Source organism: Streptomyces nanhaiensis (assembly GCF_046614825.1).
Classification (GTDB): domain Bacteria; phylum Actinomycetota; class Actinomycetes; order Streptomycetales; family Streptomycetaceae; genus Streptomyces; species Streptomyces radiopugnans.
On sequence record NZ_JBKJFM010000016.1, the window covers coordinates 40,334 to 56,728 of the forward strand.

The following is a 16,395-nucleotide window of genomic DNA, read 5'->3' on the forward strand; positions in this document are numbered from 1 at the left end:
AGCGGCGCGTGTCACACCGCCGCCCGGTTCCGCGGAGGCCCGGCGCGGCCTAGGGTTCTGATCATGTTTGCTGCCTATGCCGCGCGCATCGACCGAGACAAGCCGCTGAACGGACTCGAGTTGGGCGAGCGTCCTGAGCCGGACGTTCCGCTCGGCTGGACGACCGTCGACGTCAAGGCGGCGTCCCTCAACCACCACGACCTGTGGTCCCTGCGCGGCGTCGGCCTGGGCGAGGAGTCGCTGCCGATGATCCTCGGCTGCGACGCGGCCGGGGTGGACGCCGACGGCAACGAGGTCGTGCTCTACTCCGTCATCGGCGCGACCGGACACGGGGTCGGGCCGCGCGAGCGGCCCTCGATCCTGACCGAGAAGTACCAGGGCACCTTCGCCGAGCGGGTCGCCGTACCGCAGTGGAACGTCCTGCCCAAGCCGAAGGAGCTCTCCTTCGAGGAGGCGGCCTGCCTGCCGACGGCGTGGCTGACCGCGTACCGGATGCTCTTCACCAACGCCGAGGTGCGTCCCGGGGACTCCGTCCTGGTGCAGGGTGCGGGCGGGGGCGTCGCCACGGCGGCCATCGTGCTGGGCGCCGCGGCGGGCCTGCGGGTCTTCGCCACCAGCCGCGACGAGACCAAGCGCAGGCGGGCCGAGGAGCTGGGCGCCGAGGCGGCCTTCGAGAGCGGCGCGCGGCTGCCGCACCGGATGGACGCGGTGATCGAGACGGTGGGGGCCGCCACCTGGTCCCACTCGGTGAAGTCCCTCAAGCCCGGCGGCAGGCTGGTCATCTCGGGCGCCACCAGCGGCCCGAACCCGCCGGCCACCGAGCTGAACCGGATCTTCTTCCTGGAGCTGAAGGTCGTCGGCTCCACGATGGGCTCCAAGGAGGAGCTGGCCGGGCTGCTGAACTTCTGCGCGGCCAAGGGCGTCCGCCCGGTGATCGACTCCACGCTTCCGCTGGACCGGGCCCGCGAGGGCTTCGAGAAGATGGCGACGGGCGACCTCTTCGGCAAGATCGTCCTGACGGTCTGACGGTCTGACGGCGCGGTGGTCCGCCTCCCCTCGGGGCCGAGGGGAGGCGGACCACCGTACGTGCCCCCTACGCCCCCGTGGCGTCCGGGCCGTCCGGGCCGCCGGAGCCGGGCGACCGCAGCAGGGAGACGATGCGGGCCGCCGCCGTCGACAGATGGCGGCGGGCCTCGCGCAGCTGCTCCTCGCCCACCCCGTGATCGCGGGCCGCGTCCCGCACGTCGTCGCGGAACCGGTCCAGCAGCCGCTCCAGATCGCGCCGGGGGTCGCCGGACGGTGCGGCGGGCTCCTCGGCCCACTCCGGGACCGGCGCCTGCTTTGCGCCCGACCGGTCGTCCGGCCCAGCGTGCTCCGGCCCAGCGTGCTCCGGCCCCGTGTGCTGTGCCCGGGGCGTGCTCCGGCCGCCGGTGCCGCCCAGGTCGCCCAGCCCGCTCAGGCCTCCCAGACCGCCCAGGTGCCTGCCCAGCTCCGACATGCCCGCGCGTACGGCGCCCTGCCAGTCGCCCTGCCGGGCGTGCGACTGCACCTGCTCCTGGACCTGGCGGGCGATCCGCTCGGCCTCCTGGAGGGCGGCGTCCCGCGCCTGGCGGGCCCTGCGTGCCTGGAGCCTGGCCTGCTGGGCCTCCTGGCGGGCGCGGCGGGCCTGCTCCTTCCACTGCTCACCGGCCCGGCGCATCTCCTCGCGCGCGGCCCGCAGCGCCTCCTTGTCGCCCCAGGCACCCTCCCAGGCGCCCTCCCAGGCCTTCTCCCGGCCGGGAGCGGACGCGCCGCCGCCCCCGGAGCCCTTGGGACCCCCGGCGTCCGCCGTGTCCGCCGTGTCCGCCGTGTCCGCGGCGCCCGGGGCCCGGCCGGCGCCGCGGGCCCGCTCGGCCGCCTCGCGCATCTCGCGGCGCAGGTCGCCGGCCGCGCCGCTGACGTCCTCGCGGATGTCGGCGGCCAGGGCCGCCAGCGACTGGTGGATCTCCAGTTCCAGATCGGTCAGCTCGCCCTGCCTGTCGGCGAGCTCGGCGCGGCCGGCGTCGGTGAGCGAGTAGACCTTGCGGCCGCCCTCGGTGGTGTGGCTGACCAGGCCCTCGGCCTCCAGCTTGGCCAGCCGCGGGTAGACGGTGCCGGCCGAGGGCGCGTACAGCCCCTGGAAGCGCTCCTCCAGCAGCCGGATCACCTCGTAGCCGTGGCGCGGCGCCTCGTCGAGCAGCTTCAGCAGGTACAGGCGCAGGCGGCCGTGGGCGAAGACGGGGGGCATGTCACACGTCCTTACGGGGGGAGGGCTCGGCCGGCGCGGGCGTGCCGCCGGCCGGACAGGGGTCGCCGGCCTCCTCGCCGGCTTCCGGCTCCGGGCGCCGCAGCAGGGCTATCGAGCCGGAGACGGTGGTGGCCCGCAGCAGTCCGTCGCCCGTGCCCAGGGTGCCGGTGACCCGCCTGGCGCCCCACTGCCCGGAGATCCGCAGATCCTCGAAGGCGCAGGAGACCGAGCCCCCGGCGGTGCCCGCCTCCACGGCGGCGTCGGCCGGCTCGGGCAGCCGCAGGGCTATCCCGCCCGACACGGAGCTCAGCCGGACGTCGGTGCGCCGCCCCTCCCGGGCCGGGGCCAGGTCGACCACCATGTCGCCGCTGACCGAATCGGCCCGCACCGGCGAGCCGCCGCCGTCGATGACCGTCAGATCGCCGGAGACGGAGCTGAAGCGCAGGCCCCCCGTCACGCCCTGCGCCTGGACACCGCCGGAGACCGTGTCTGCCCGCACGTCGCCGCGCAGGCCCACCAGCGTGATGCCGCCGGTGATCCCGCGCACCTCGGTGCCCCCCGCGATGCCGGTGACCACCGCGTCGGCCCCGACCACGCCGACCTCGACCCGGACGCCGGCGGGCACGGCGAGCGACACATCGGCGCTGTGCCGCCACGCCTCGCGGTCCAGGAGGGTGAGGAAGCCCTTCCAGGGCAGGTCGTCGTAGGCGACCGTGAGCGTGCCGTCCTCCAGGCGGACGGTCAGCGGAGGCCCGGTCACGGCCCCGACCTCCAGCCTGGCGGGCGGGGCGTCGGTGCCGACGACGTTCACCGCGCCGCCCACGACGCGCACCCGCAGGGTGTGGACGTCCTCCTCGAAGACGAGCCCGCACGGCGCGTCCACGGACCACTCGGACCGGCCTGGCACGGCGGCCTCCCCTGAATCGGCGTACGACGACATATCGCGTCTCTGTGAAGACACGATATATCGCGGTTCTGGGAAGTCAAGGAGAGCGCACGGCCGCACCGCGGGCGCCGCCCGCCGTCACTCGTCCTCGTCGTCCAGGCGTGCCAGCCAGGTCGCCAGCCGCTCGACGGGCACCTCGAAGTCGGGGTTGAGGTCGACGAAGGTCCGCAGCTGCTCGGAGAGCCACTCGAAGGTGACCTCCTCCTCGCCGCGCCGCTGCGCCAGCTCCTCGATACCGCGGTCGGTGAAGTACATGGACATCTCCCTGTCCGGTCCGGATGGTGTGCGTCGGTACCACGGGCGTGGGGCCCGCACCGTCGGCGTGACGGTGCGGGCCCCACGGGGTCTGCGGACGGCGGCGGGCCGCCCTCGGCCTCCGGGCCGGCCTCAGAGGTCGAAGACCTCGTTGACCAGCTGCTGCTGCTCGGCCTGGTGGCGCTTGGCGGAGCCCACCGCCGGGGAGGAGGACGACGGACGCGAGACCCGGCGCAGCCGGTCCGCGTTCGGGGCCTTCCCCGAGCCGATGAACAGGTCGAGGTGGTCCACCAGGTTGAGCGCGATGAACGGCCACGCGCCCTGGTTCGCCGGCTCCTCCTGCGCCCACACGATCGTCGAGGCGCCGGAGTAGCGGGCCATCTCGGCCTGGATCTCCTTGCTGGGCAGCGGGTACAGCCGCTCCAGCCGGATGATCGCGGTGTCGGTCGCGCCCCGCTTGCTCCGCTCGGCGGCGAGGTCGTAGTAGACCTTGCCGGAGCAGAAGACCACCTTGCGCACCTGGGCCGGGTCCGCCGAGGCGTCACCGATCACCGGGCGGAAGCCGCCGGAGGTGAACTCCGCCGCCTTCGAGGTCGCCGCCTTGAGCCGGAGCATCGACTTCGGGGTGAAGACGACCAGCGGCTTGTGGTGCGGGTTGTGCACCTGCCAGCGCAGCAGGTGGAAGTAGTTCGACGGCAGGGTCGGCATCGCGACCGTCATGCTGTTCTGGGCGCACAGCTGGAGGAAGCGCTCGATCCGGGCCGAGGAGTGGTCCGGGCCCTGGCCCTCGTAGCCGTGCGGCAGCAGCAGCGTGACGCCGGAGGTCTGGCCCCACTTCTGCTCGGCCGAGGAGATGAACTCGTCCACGACCGTCTGCGCGCCGTTGACGAAGTCGCCGAACTGCGCCTCCCACATCACCAGCGCCTCGGGGCGGGCCAGGGAGTAGCCGTACTCGAAGCCCATCGCCGCGTACTCGCTCAGCAGCGAGTCGTAGACGTTGAAGCGGGCCTGGTCCTCGGACAGGTACAGCAGCGGGGTGTAGTCCTCGCCGGTCTCCCGGTCCACCAGCACCGCGTGGCGCTGGCCGAAGGTGCCGCGGCGGGAGTCCTGGCCGGCCAGCCGGACGGGGGTGCCCTCCATCAGCAGTGAGCCGACGGCGAGCGTCTCGCCCATCGCCCAGTCGATCCGGTCCTCCTCCACCATCGCCGCGCGGCGCTGGAGCTGCGGCAGCAGCCTGGGGTGGACGGTGATCCGCTCGGGGATGTTGACCTGGGACTCGGCGATCCGCTTGAGGACCTCCGCGCTGACGCCGGTGTCCACCGCGACCGGGAACTCCGCCTGCGGGACCGGCACCTCCGCCGGAGCCGGCTGGCTGGTGGCGTCGCGGACCTCGGTGAAGACCTTCTCCAGCTGCCCCTGGAAGTCCTGGAGCGCCTGCTCGGCCTCCTCCAGCGTGATGTCGCCCCGGCCGATCAGAGACTCGGTGTAGAGCTTGCGCACCGAGCGCTTCTTGTCGATCAGGGTGTACATCAGCGGCTGGGTGAAGTGCGGGTTGTCGGCCTCGTTGTGACCGCGGCGGCGGTAGCAGATGAGGTCGATCACCACGTCCTTGTTGAACGCCTGGCGGAACTCGAAGGCCAGCCGCGCCACGCGGACGCAGGCCTCCGGGTCGTCGCCGTTGACGTGGAAGACCGGCGCCTCGATCATCCGCGCCACGTCCGTGGCGTACATCGAGGAGCGCGCCGACTCCGGCGGGGCGGTGAAGCCGACCTGGTTGTTGATGACCACGTGCACGGTGCCGCCGGTGCGGTAGCCGCGCAGCTGCGACATGTTCAGCGTCTCGGCCACCACGCCCTGGCCCGCGAAGGCCGCGTCGCCGTGGAGCTGGACGGGCAGGACGGTGAAGTCCGTGCCGCCCTTGCCGATGATGTCCTGCTTGGCGCGGGCCACGCCCTCCACGACCGGGTCCACGGCCTCCAGGTGGGAGGGGTTGGCGGTGAGGGAGACCTTGATCTCCTCGCCGTCCAGGCCGGTGAAGGTGCCCTCGGCGCCCAGGTGGTACTTCACGTCGCCGGAGCCGTGCATCGACTTCGGGTCGAGGTTGCCCTCGAACTCGCGGAAGATCTGGGCGTAGGACTTGCCCACGATGTTGGCCAGCACGTTGAGGCGGCCGCGGTGGGCCATGCCGATGACGACCTCGTCCAGACGCGCCTCGGCGGCCGCGTCGAGCACGGCGTCCAGCAGCGGGATGACGGACTCGCCGCCCTCCAGCGAGAAGCGCTTCTGGCCCACGTACTTGGTCTGCAGGAAGACCTCGAACGCCTCGGCGGCGTTGAGCCTGCGCAGGATGCGCAGCTGCTCGTCGCGCTCCAGCGAGGAGTGCGGGCGCTCGACGCGGTCCTGGATCCACTTGCGCTGCTTGGGGTCCTGGATGTGCATGTACTCGATGCCGGTGGTGCGGCAGTACGAGTCGCGCAGCACGCCCAGGATGTCGCGCAGCTTCATCAGGGACTTGCCGGCGAAGCCGCCGACCGCGAACTCCCGCTCCAGGTCCCACAGGGTGAGGCCGTGCTCGGTGATGTCCAGGTCGGGGTGCTTGCGCTGCTTGTACTCCAGCGGGTCGGTGTCGGCCATGACGTGGCCGCGGACCCGGTAGGAGTGGATGAGGTCGAAGACGCGGGCGGCCTTGGTGACGTCGTCGTCGTGGGAGACGTCGATGTCGCGCAGCCAGCGCACCGGCTCGTAGGGGATGCGCAGCGCCTCGAAGATCTCGTCGTAGAAGCCGTTCTCGCCGAGCAGCAGCTGGTGCATGATCCGCAGGAACTCGCCGGAGGCGGCGCCCTGGATCACGCGGTGGTCGTAGGTGCTGGTCAGCGTCATGACCTTGGAGACGCCCAGCTTGTTCAGGGTGTCCTGCGAGGTGCCCTGGAACTCCGCCGGGTACTCCATGGCCCCGACGCCGATGATCAGGCCCTGGCCGGGCATCAGGCGCGGCACCGAGTGGACGGTGCCGATGCCGCCGGGGTTGGTCAGCGACGCGGTGACGCCGGAGAAGTCCTCCATCGTCAGCTTGTTGTTCCGGGCGCGGCGCACGATGTCCTCGTACGCCTGCCAGAACTCGAAGAAGGTCAGCGTCTCGGCCTTCTTGATGGCGGCCACCACGAGCTGGCGGTCGCCGTTGGGCTTCACCAGGTCGATGGCCAGGCCGAGGTTGACGTGGTCGGGCTTGACCAGCGTCGGCTTGCCGTCCCTCTCGGTGTACGACCAGTTCATCGACGGCATCGCCTTGAGCGCCTGCACCATGGCGTAGCCGATGAGGTGCGTGAAGGACACCTTGCCGCCGCGGGCGCGCTTGAGGTGGTTGTTGATGACGATGCGGTTGTCGATGAGCAGCTTCACCGGGATCGCGCGCACCGACGTGGCGGTGGGCAGCTCCAGCGAGGCGTTCATGTTCCGGGCGACAGCGGCGGACGGGCCGCGCAGCGGCACGTACTCCGGGCCGGCCGCCTGGCCGTCACCGCTCCCGGCGGGCTCGCCCTTCGCGGGAACGGCGGCGGCCTTGCCGGCGGGCTCGCTCTTCGAAGGGGCTGCCTTGGCCGCGGGCTCGCTCCTGGGAGGAGCGGTCTCGGCCGCGGGCCCGGCGGGCTCGGCGGTCCTGGCCGCGGGGGCCTTCGCGGCGGGCGCCGTCTGCCGCGGCTGGGGGGCCTGTGACGCCTGGGGCTCACCCGCGGGCTTCGACGCGCTGGGGGCCGCGGCTCCTCCGGCGGCCTGTCCCGGCTTGTAGTCGGCGAAGAAGTCCCACCAGGCCCGGTCTACGGAGTTCGGGTCCTGGAGGTACTGCTGGTAGATCTCGTCGACGAGCCACTCGTTGGCACCGAAGCCGGCGGCAGGACTCTTTCCCTGCCCGTCCTGCTCGGTCCTGGGGGAACTCGAAGTCTTGGGGGCCTGTGGCGACACGGCGGCAACCGCCCTCTTCCGCTTACCTGTGTGGGTGGACAGCAGAAATAAAGGCTACGCCCCCCGCACCGTTCGGTGCAGTCGGCATGGTGTTTGCGTCGTCTAAGTCACATCCACGGGCGCGTTTCGGCGCTTTCCCGGGCGGGAAACGAACATGGTTCGACCGTTTCTGGGAAGGGCCGCCCCAGGGAGTGGCCCCTGCCTCGCTCCCTCACCTCGCGGCTGTTCCGAGCCTACGTCAACTCAAGTTTGGACGTATCGCCGGGAAGGGTGACGCGGATCCGGCAGCCGCGCGGGGATTCGGCCACTCCGATCCGCCCGCCGTGCAGATCCACCGCCCAGCGCGCGATGGCCAGCCCCAGCCCCGTGCCGCCGTCGCCGCCCTCGGCCGAGGCGGAGCGGCCGAAGCGCTCGAAGACCCTCTCGCGGTCCGCCTCCGGAATGCCCGGGCCCTCGTCCAGCACCTCCAGCTCCAGGCTCAGCGGCGCCCGGCCGGGCCGTGCCCGCACCGTCACCCGGCCGTGGGGCGGGCTGTGCTTGACGGCGTTGTCGATCAGGTTGGCGACCACCTGGTGCAGCCGCTCGGTGTCGGCGTACGCGACCATGTCCGAGGGGGTCACCTCCAGGTGGAGGTGGACGTCGGTGCGGAAGTGCCCCTGACCCTTGGTCATGTTGGCCTCCTTGAGCACGCCCGCCAGGTAGGGCCACACCTCGAAGCGGCGGGAGTGCAGCGGCACCACGCCGTTGTCGAGCCTGGACAGGTCCAGCAGGTGCTCCACCAGGCGGCCCAGGCGCTCGGTCTGCCGCAGCGCGATGTCCATCGTCGCCGGATCGGCCTCGGAGACCCCGTCCACCACGTTCTCCAGCACCGCGCGCAGCGCCGCGATCGGGGTGCGCAGCTCGTGCGAGACGTTGGCCACCAGCTCCTTGCGGTGCCGGTCGGCGGCCTCCAGGTCGGCGGCCATGCGGTTGAACGTCCCGGCCAGCTCGCCCAGCTCGTCGCGGCGGTCGACGCGGACGCGCCGGCTGTAGTCGCCGCGGGCCATCCAGCGGGCGGCGTCCGTCATCTCGTCCAGCGGCGCGGCCAGCCCGTGCGCCACGAACTGGGTGACCACCAGCGAGGCGATCACCGCGAGCAGGGCGATCACCCGCAGCTCGATGGCCGAGTGGACCGCGACGATGGTCAGCAGGGTGGTGATGGCCACCGTGACGATCACCAGCGCGCCCAGCGCGGCCTTCACCGAGCGGAACGGGTCCACGGGGCGCACGCCCTCCCAGAACCGGCTCCACAGGGAACGCCGACGGCGGCCCGCGCCCGTTCTGCTCATGTCCAGTCGGGGGCCGGGGCGGGCGCCTCCAGCGCGTAGCCGACGCCGTGGACCGTGCGTATCCGCTCCGCGCCGATCTTCCGGCGCAGCGCCTTGATGTGGCTGTCGACCGTGCGTGTGCCCGAGGCGTCGGCCCAGTCCCACACCTCGGCCAGGAGCTGCTCGCGGGAGAGCACCGCGCGGGGGGAGTTGGCCAGGCAGACCAGCAGGTCGAACTCGGTGGGGGTGAGGTGGACGTCCCTGCCGGAGACCCGCACCCGGCGCTGGGCGTTGTCGATCTCCAGCTCGCCCAGCCGCAGCGTGCCCGAGCGCGGCGAGGAGGCGGCGATCGTGGCGCGCTCCACCCGGCGCAGCAGTACGTGGGCGCGCGCGACCAGCTCCCGCATGGAGAAGGGCTTGGTCATGTAGTCGTCCGCGCCGACCCCCAGGCCGACCAGCATGTCGGTCTCGTCGTCCCGGGCGGTGAGCATCAGCACCGGCACCGGCCGCTGAGCCTGCACCCGGCGGCAGACCTCCAGGCCGTCGAAGCCCGGCAGCATCACGTCCAGTACCAGCAGGTCGGGCTGCCACACCTCGGCCGCCTCCACCGCCGCCGGGCCGTCCCCGGCGGTGCGGACCTGGAAGCCCTCGGCGCGCAGCCGGGCGGCGACCGCCTCGGTGATGGTCGGGTCGTCCTCCACGACCAGGATCCGGCGCTGCGCGCCGGGGGAGGCCGCCGCGGCGGTGCCGCCGTGGGACTGCGTGGTGTTCCTGTGGTCCATACGTCTCGCCCTACCGCTCGGTTTCTCGCTAGAGCGTAAACGGCGCGTGTGCGGTGCGCTACGCCGGTCGGGTGGCGAGGTGGACCACGTCCGGGACGCCTCGGGCGACGGGCACCTCTTCGGTGCGCACCCGTGTGAACCCGGCATTCCGGAGGGCCTCGCCGAAGGTGCGGGACGGCTGCGCGGACCACACGGCCAGCACCCCGCCGGGGGCGAGCCGCCGGGCGCAGGCGGCGAGCCCGGCGGGGGTGTAGAGCGAGCCGTTGTCCTCGGTGACCGTCCAGTCGGGGCCGTTGTCGACGTCCAGGCACAGCGCGTCGTACGGCTCCCGGCCGCCGGACGGGCCTCCGGACCCGCCGCCGGCCAGGTGCGCCAGGAGGTCGGCGCGGACGAGCCGCACCCGGGGGTCGGCCAGCGCCCCGGAGGAGATCTCGCCGAGCGGGCCGTCGCGGTGCCAGCCGATCACCGCCTCCTCCCGCTCGACCACGGTGATCCGCCCCCAGCGCGGCTCGGCCGCCGCCTGGGCCAGCGAGAAGCCGACGCCCAGCCCGCCGATCAGCACGGACGGCGAGGGTCGGCCGCCGCCGGCGTCCAGCTCCCGAAGCGCGGCCCGCACCAGCAGGCGCTCGGAGCGGCCGTCGGAGGTGTCCATCAGGAAGCAGCCGTTGGCGATGATCTGCAGCAGCCCTCCGTGCCGCCGCAGGACGACCTCGCCGTGAGGGCCGTCGCGGCGGTCCAGGACGAGGGGGGCGCCGGCCCCGTGGCCGGCCGTCGTCTCGTACGGGGGACACGGGGGCTGCCTGTCGGCCGTCATGCCGCCCCATCCTGCCGCCGGCGGGCCGAGCGCGCCGGGCGGGGCGTGAAGCGAGGTGATCGCTCGCAGCGAACACACGGAGGGGAACACCGCGCGCCTCCCGGGCATTGAAAAGGCATTGAGTCGCTTCAGCTCAACTTGTCTGCCGAGGGAGAGATCATGGCTCTGTCGCCCGCAACGCTCACCCTGCCCGTGCTGCCGCTCGACGACGAGGTGGTACTGCCGGGGATGGTGGTGCCCCTGGACCTGTCCGACGCCGAGGTGCGGGCCGCGGTGGAGGCCGCCCAGTCCGCCGTGGGGGACGGCGGGGCCGGCGGCAAGGGGGAGAAGCCGCGGGTCCTGCTCGTTCCGCGCATCGACGGCTCCTACGCGGGCATCGGGGTGCTCGGCCGCGTGGAGCAGGTCGGCCGGCTCGCCGACGGCGACCCCGGAGCCCTGATCCGGGGCGTGAGCCGGGTGCGGATCGGCGCGGGCACCACCGGGCCGGGCGCCGCCCTGTGGGTGGAGGGCACCGAGATCGAGGAGAGCGTCCCCGATCCGCTGCCCGGCGCCGTCGCCGAGCTCGTCAGGGAGTACAAGGCGCTGGCCACCAGCTGGCTGCGCAGACGCGGCGCCTGGCAGGTCGTCGACCGCGTCCAGCAGATCGACGACCCCGGGCAGCTCGCCGACAACTCCGGCTACAGCCCGTTCCTGGGCTCCGAGCAGCGGGTGAGGCTGCTGGAGACCACCGATCCGGTGGAGCGGCTGAGGCTGGCCGTCGCCTGGCTGCGCGACCACCTCGCCGAGCAGGACGTCGCCGAGGCCATCGCCAAGGACGTCCAGGAGGGCGTGGACAGGCAGCAGCGCGAGTTCCTGCTCCGCCGCCAGCTGGAGGCCGTCCGCAGGGAGCTGGCCGAACTGAGCGGACAGGCGGGCGACGGGGGCGACGACCACCGCGCCCGGGTGGAGGCCGCCGACCTGCCGCCGAAGGTCCGCGAGGCCGCCCTGAAGGAGGCCGAACGCCTGGAGCGAGCCTCCGAGCAGAGCCCCGAGAGCGGCTGGATCCGCACCTGGCTGGACACCGTCCTGGAGATGCCGTGGAACGAGCGGACCGAGGACGCCTACGACATCGCCGGCGCCCGCGCCGTCCTGGACGCCGACCACGCCGGCCTGGAGGACGTCAAGGAGCGCATCACCGAGTACCTGGCCGTCCGCAAGCGCCGGGCCGAACGGGGCCTGGGCGTGGTGGGGGGACGCCGGGGCGGCGCGGTACTGGCCCTGGTCGGACCGCCCGGCGTCGGCAAGACCTCCCTGGGCGAGTCCGTGGCCCGGGCGATGGGGCGGAAGTTCGTCCGCGTCGCGCTCGGCGGGGTGCGCGACGAGGCCGAGATCCGAGGCCACCGCCGCACCTACGTCGGCGCGATGCCGGGCCGGATCGTACGGGCCGTCAAGGAGGCCGGCTCGATGAACCCGGTCGTGCTGCTCGACGAGATCGACAAGGTCGGCAGCGACTTCCGCGGTGATCCGGCCGCAGCCCTGCTGGAGGTGCTGGACCCCGCGCAGAACCACACCTTCCGCGACCACTACCTGGAGGTCGAACTCGACCTGTCCGACGTGGTGTTCCTGGCCACCGCCAACGTCCTGGAGTCCATCCCGCAGCCCCTGCTGGACCGCATGGAACTGGTCCGGCTGGACGGCTACACCGAGGACGAGAAGGTCGTCATCGCCCGCGACCACCTGGTGCCCCGCCAGCGCGAGCGCGCCGGGCTGGAGTCCGGCGAGGTGGTGCTGGAGGAGGACGCGCTGCGCAGGCTGGCCGGCGAGTACACCCGCGAGGCCGGGGTGCGCGACCTGGAGCGGTCCGTGGCGCGGCTGCTGCGCAAGGTGGCGGCCCAGCACGAACTGGGCGAGCGCGAGCTGCCGTTCACGGTCGGCGCGGACGACCTGCGCGCCCTGATCGGCCGCCCGCACCACACCCCGGAGTCCGCCCAGGACCCGGCCGAGCGGCGCACCGCCGTCCCCGGCGTGGCCACCGGGCTGGCCGTCACCGGCGCGGGCGGGGACGTCCTGTACGTCGAGGCGTCGCTGGCCGACCCGGAGACGGGCGGCTCGGGCCTGACCCTGACCGGGCAGCTGGGCGAGGTGATGAAGGAGTCCGCGCACATCGCCCTGTCCTACCTGCGCTCGCGGGGCGCCGAACTGGAGCTGCCGGTCGGCGACCTGAAGGACCGCGGCGTCCACCTCCACGTCCCGGCGGGCGCGGTGCCCAAGGACGGGCCGAGCGCGGGCGTCACCATGACGACCGCGCTGGCCTCGCTGCTGTCGGGCCGTCAGGTCCGCCCGGACGTGGCGATGACCGGCGAGGTCTCGCTGACCGGCCGCGTCCTGCCGGTCGGCGGGGTGAAGCAGAAGCTGCTGGCCGCCCACCGCGCCGGGATCACCACGGTGGTCATCCCGAAGCGGAACGAGCCGGACCTGGACGACGTGCCCGAGGAGGTGCTGCGGAAGCTGGACGTCCGCCCGGTCTCGGACGTCCGCCAGGTGCTGGAGCTGGCGCTGGCCCCCGCGGCGGCGGACCTCCCGGTCGCGGTCTGAGCGGACGGGCCCGTAACGGGCGCCCCCGCAACGGGCGCCCCCGGCCGGCAGGACCGGGGGCGCCCGGGGGCCGTCTACAACTCCACCAGCACGGCCGTCGCGTCGTCGTGCGCCTTGCCGCGCGGGAACGCCGCGCCGGCGCGGTCGGCCGACTCGGCGGTGCGCACCCGGCCGATCAGCGACCGGGGCCCCTCCTTGCGGAGCACCGCCATCAGCGCGGTCCAGTCGCCCAGTCGGAAGGTCTCCGTCCAGCGCGTGGCGCCGTCGCTCAGCGCGGCCAGCGCGCGCACCCGCTCGCGGGGTGCCGAGCCCACCACCGCGCGCCCGGCCACCGCCGGATCGGCCGCCGCGGTGAAGAAGCCGCCCTCCGCGTTGCGCAGGGACTCCAGGTACGCGGCCCGCCCGGCCGGGGGCAGCGCCCGCGCGGCGGGCCGCAGCCCGTCCAGCCGGGTGTCGAGGACGGGGGTCACCGAACCGTCCGCGCCCTCCAGCAGCAGCGCCGAGTCGGAGAGCACCAGGTGCTCGACGGCCGACTCGTCCCAGCGGGCCAGCACCACCGTCGCCTGCGGGGTGCGGGAGTGAGAAAGGTCACACCCCGGGCCGTGCGAGGAGGCGGTCCGGCCGATGGCGGAGGCGAGGCACTCCCTGAGCGTCATATCCCGCCGCGAACCGGACAGTTCGAGCAGCGCTCCGCCCAGGCGGGCCACGTACCACGGCACGTCGTGCGCGCACCCGGTGTCCTCCGGCGGCGGAGTCACGCCGTCCAGCACCACCAGCGCCCCGCCCCTTCCCGCCGCAGGTAGGGCTACCGACGCGTAGTCCTCGTTGGGGACCTGGGGGCTCCCTGGCTCGCTCGCCATCTCGATCCGCATGCGCGCCAGTGTGCCGGAGCGGGCCCGGCAGGGGACGGGGGAGCGCGGGACAGGTCTGAACCAGTGCCGCGACCTGCGGTTCTTCGCCGGAGTTCTACCGGAATCGTGGTGTCCGTGAAACGGTGGGCGCGAATATTGCCAAAAGGCCGGGCGGATTTCCAACCCCCGGCCGGTGTGTGGCCGAACTGGCCGCGGCATCGGAGTTGTTCGGCAACTCCCCCGTGATGTTCACTCCTTCGGGTGGCCTGGCAGGGGGACCGCCTCCGCATCCGCCGCGCCGATGGAAACGTCGGCCGCCGCGGGCAACTGTGAACGGACGGGATACGGTCCCTTGCCGCACACACTGGACTGTCGCGTCCCGGATCCGTCCGGGACGGCGGAACGAGATTGCGAGCACGGGTGGGGAAGAAGCGACACCGGAGCAGCCGGCAGGACCGCCAGGACGGCACAGCCTCCGCACAGCCCCCCGCAGGGCGCAGGGCGCGGGTGCGCAACAGACTCCTCGTCTCCGTCGTCCTGTGCGCCGCCGCCGTACTCGCCGCGGGCGCGCCCTCGGTGGCCACCGCCTCGCGCGATCTGACCGACTCCCAGCGGCTGGTCGACCGCGCCGACCTGGGCCGCCGCGCGGTCTCGCTCTCCCACGCCCTGGCCGACGAGCGCGACGCCGTCGTCCGCTACATCGCCGCCGGCCGCACCGGCCGGGACGGCGAGGGGATCTCCGAACGGGAGCGCGCCCGGGTGGACCGCGGCATCCGGGAGCTGAGCGCCGACGCCCCCGCCGACATACGGCGGCTGCTCGACGCCTTCCCCGACACCCGCCAGCGGGCCGTGGCCGGGGAGGGCGGCGCCGCCGATGCGTACGAGGCGTACACCCAGCTCATCCAGTCCCTCGGCGGCATCACCGCCGCCACCACCCGCGCCCTGCCCGCACGCGCCGAGAACGCGACGGCCGACGCGCTCCCCGGCCTCGGGCGCGCCGTCGAGCAGGCCTCCGCCGCCCGCGGGCTGCTGCTGGCCGCGCTCGCCGGCGAGGGCGAGCAGCCGCGTCTGACCGCCGCCGCCCAGCAGGCGCACCTGCGCGAGCAGGCCGCCCTCGCCGACTTCGACCAGACCGCGCTCGCCTCCACCCGGGACGCGTACGCAAGGACCGTCACCGGCACCGACGTGACGCTGGCCGAGCGCTATCTGGCCCGCCTCACCGACCAGCCGCGGCTGGACTACCAGGACCGCGCCCTGAACCCCGACCGCGTGGAGTCCGCGCTGACCGCCCGGGTGGACCGCATGCGCAGCATGGAGTCCTCGCTGGCGGCCGCCGAGGTGAAGAGGCTGGAGGGGCTGCGCGACGACGACGTCACCGCGCTGGAGCTGCATGCCGCCCTGCTCGGGATCTGCCTGCTGCTCGCCGTCGGCATCAGCGTGCAGACCGCCCGCTCGATGGCCCGTCCGCTGGCGGTCCTGCGGCGCGGCGGCGAGCGGGTGGCCGCCGATCCGGTGGGCGAGGAGCCGGTGGTGTACACCGGCCGCAACGACGAGTTCGCAGACGTCGTACGCGCCGTCAACCGCCTGCGGGACACCGCGGCCGAACTGCACGAGCGCGCCGTCCGGGCCGAGGCCGCGGCCGGTTCCGCGCGTGGGGCGGGCTCCGCGGAGCCCGCCGCCGGAGCGCCGTCCGCCGGTCCCGGACGCGAGGAAGCAACCGCCGGAACCACCGGGCTGGCCGCCGAACTGGCCGCCGCGCGGGAGCAGCTGGCCGCGCTGACCGCCGAGCACGAACGGCTGCTGCGCGACCACGAGTCCGCGAAGGCCGCCGGGGCCGCCGGGAGCGGGGCCGAGGCCGGCGCGCGGAGCGCCGAGGGCGAGCGCCCGGAGCGCCGGCAGGGCGCCTCCCACGGCACGTTCGTCCACCTGGGGCTGCGGACGCTGGGGCTGGTGGAGCGGCAGCTCGCCCTGATCGAGTCCATGGAGCACGAGGAGAAGGAGCCGGAGCGGCTCGCGGCGCTCTTCAAACTCGACCACCTCGCCACCCGGATGCGCCGCCACAGCGAGAACCTGCTCCTCCTGGCGGGCTCCGAGCACACCACCGGCCACCTGGAGCCGGTGCCGCTGCTGGACGTGCTGCGCGCCGCGATCAGCGAGATCGAGCGCTACGAGCGGGTGGAGATCGCCACGCTGCCGCCGCATGCCCAGGTGTCCGGCTCCGCCGCCGACGACATCAGCCACCTGATCGCCGAACTGGTGGACAACGCCACCGCCTTCTCGCCGCCGGACGCCGAGGTGCGGCTGTCGGGCTGGATGCTGGAGAGCGGCGAGATCATGCTCTCCGTCCAGGACGAGGGCATCGGCTCCTCCACCGAGCGGCTCGCCGAGCTGAACGCCAAGCTGGCCGAGGGCGCCTCCGGCGTCCCCGAGGACGACGACGCGCTGGGCATGGGCCTGTACGTGGTGGCCCGGCTCGCCGCGCGGCACGGGGTGCGGGTGCAGCTGCGCGAGCAGAAGCAGGGCGGCATCGCCGCGGTCGCCGTCCTGCCGCGCGCCCTGCTGCCCGACCGCCCGGTGCCCGGGGCCCTCGCGGGGGCCAGGACCGCCACCGCGGGCACGGCGCAGCCCCTGCCGGGCACGGTC

At 73.8% G+C, this 16,395-nt stretch carries 11 protein-coding genes; 3 read left to right on the forward strand and 8 right to left on the reverse strand.

All coding sequences use genetic code 11. The annotated features are described in order from the left end of the window. Window positions 1-63: 63 nt before the first annotated feature. A complete protein-coding gene (locus ACLIYP_RS07180; RefSeq protein ID WP_412712294.1) occupies window positions 64-1,026 on the forward strand; it encodes a zinc-binding dehydrogenase in 963 nt (320 codons plus the stop codon). A gap of 67 nt (window positions 1,027-1,093) precedes the next feature. Here the strand turns inward: ACLIYP_RS07180 and ACLIYP_RS07185 are convergent, their stop codons facing one another. The 7 genes from ACLIYP_RS07185 to ACLIYP_RS07215 all read right to left on the reverse strand — a co-directional run bounded on the left by ACLIYP_RS07185 (window position 1,094) and on the right by ACLIYP_RS07215 (window position 10,327). Next, window positions 1,094-2,266, reverse strand: coding sequence for a PadR family transcriptional regulator (locus ACLIYP_RS07185; RefSeq protein WP_412712295.1), 1,173 nt, complete (start codon window positions 2,264-2,266; stop codon window positions 1,094-1,096). A 1-nt stretch (window position 2,267) separates the two neighbouring features. Next, the gene (locus tag ACLIYP_RS07190) at window positions 2,268-3,206 is read right to left on the reverse strand and encodes a DUF4097 family beta strand repeat-containing protein (protein WP_412712296.1); all 939 of its coding nucleotides are present in this window, start codon (window positions 3,204-3,206) and stop codon (window positions 2,268-2,270) included. An 84-nt stretch (window positions 3,207-3,290) separates the two neighbouring features. Continuing rightward, the gene (locus tag ACLIYP_RS07195) at window positions 3,291-3,467 is read right to left on the reverse strand and encodes a DUF6104 family protein (RefSeq protein WP_093847737.1); all 177 of its coding nucleotides are present in this window, start codon (window positions 3,465-3,467) and stop codon (window positions 3,291-3,293) included. A 132-nt stretch (window positions 3,468-3,599) separates the two neighbouring features. Then, window positions 3,600-7,424 carry a multifunctional oxoglutarate decarboxylase/oxoglutarate dehydrogenase thiamine pyrophosphate-binding subunit/dihydrolipoyllysine-residue succinyltransferase subunit gene (locus tag ACLIYP_RS07200; protein ID WP_412712297.1) on the reverse strand — a complete coding sequence of 1,275 codons (3,825 nt, stop codon included), beginning with the start codon at window positions 7,422-7,424 and terminating at the stop codon, window positions 3,600-3,602. A 233-nt stretch (window positions 7,425-7,657) separates the two neighbouring features. Then, window positions 7,658-8,752 (reverse strand): HAMP domain-containing sensor histidine kinase, encoded by a 1,095-nt coding sequence (locus ACLIYP_RS07205; RefSeq protein WP_412712298.1) that lies wholly within the window; start codon window positions 8,750-8,752, stop codon window positions 7,658-7,660. Beyond that, on the reverse strand, window positions 8,749-9,513 hold the full coding sequence (locus tag ACLIYP_RS07210) for a response regulator transcription factor (protein ID WP_412712299.1): 765 nt from the start codon (window positions 9,511-9,513) through the stop codon (window positions 8,749-8,751). Before ACLIYP_RS07210 ends, ACLIYP_RS07205 begins: the two co-directional genes overlap by 4 nt. Window positions 9,514-9,571: 58 nt before the next feature. Continuing rightward, window positions 9,572-10,327: a spermidine synthase family protein gene (locus ACLIYP_RS07215; protein ID WP_412712300.1), complete on the reverse strand. Its 756-nt coding sequence runs from the start codon at window positions 10,325-10,327 to the stop codon at window positions 9,572-9,574. Between the two features lie 159 nt (window positions 10,328-10,486). Here ACLIYP_RS07215 and lon point away from each other — a divergent pair, with 159 nt between their 5' ends. Further along, on the forward strand, window positions 10,487-12,901 hold the full coding sequence (lon, locus tag ACLIYP_RS07220) for an endopeptidase La (protein ID WP_412712301.1): 2,415 nt from the start codon (window positions 10,487-10,489) through the stop codon (window positions 12,899-12,901). Between the two features lie 74 nt (window positions 12,902-12,975). Here lon and ACLIYP_RS07225 read toward each other — a convergent pair whose 3' ends face one another. Then, on the reverse strand, window positions 12,976-13,773 hold the full coding sequence (locus ACLIYP_RS07225) for a hypothetical protein (RefSeq protein ID WP_412712302.1): 798 nt from the start codon (window positions 13,771-13,773) through the stop codon (window positions 12,976-12,978). 486 nt (window positions 13,774-14,259) lie between these two features. On the opposite strand from ACLIYP_RS07225, the gene ACLIYP_RS07230 reads away from it, so the two are divergent. Further along, the coding region (locus ACLIYP_RS07230; RefSeq protein WP_412712303.1) for a sensor histidine kinase at window positions 14,260-16,395 on the forward strand (2,136 nt) is incomplete at its 3' end.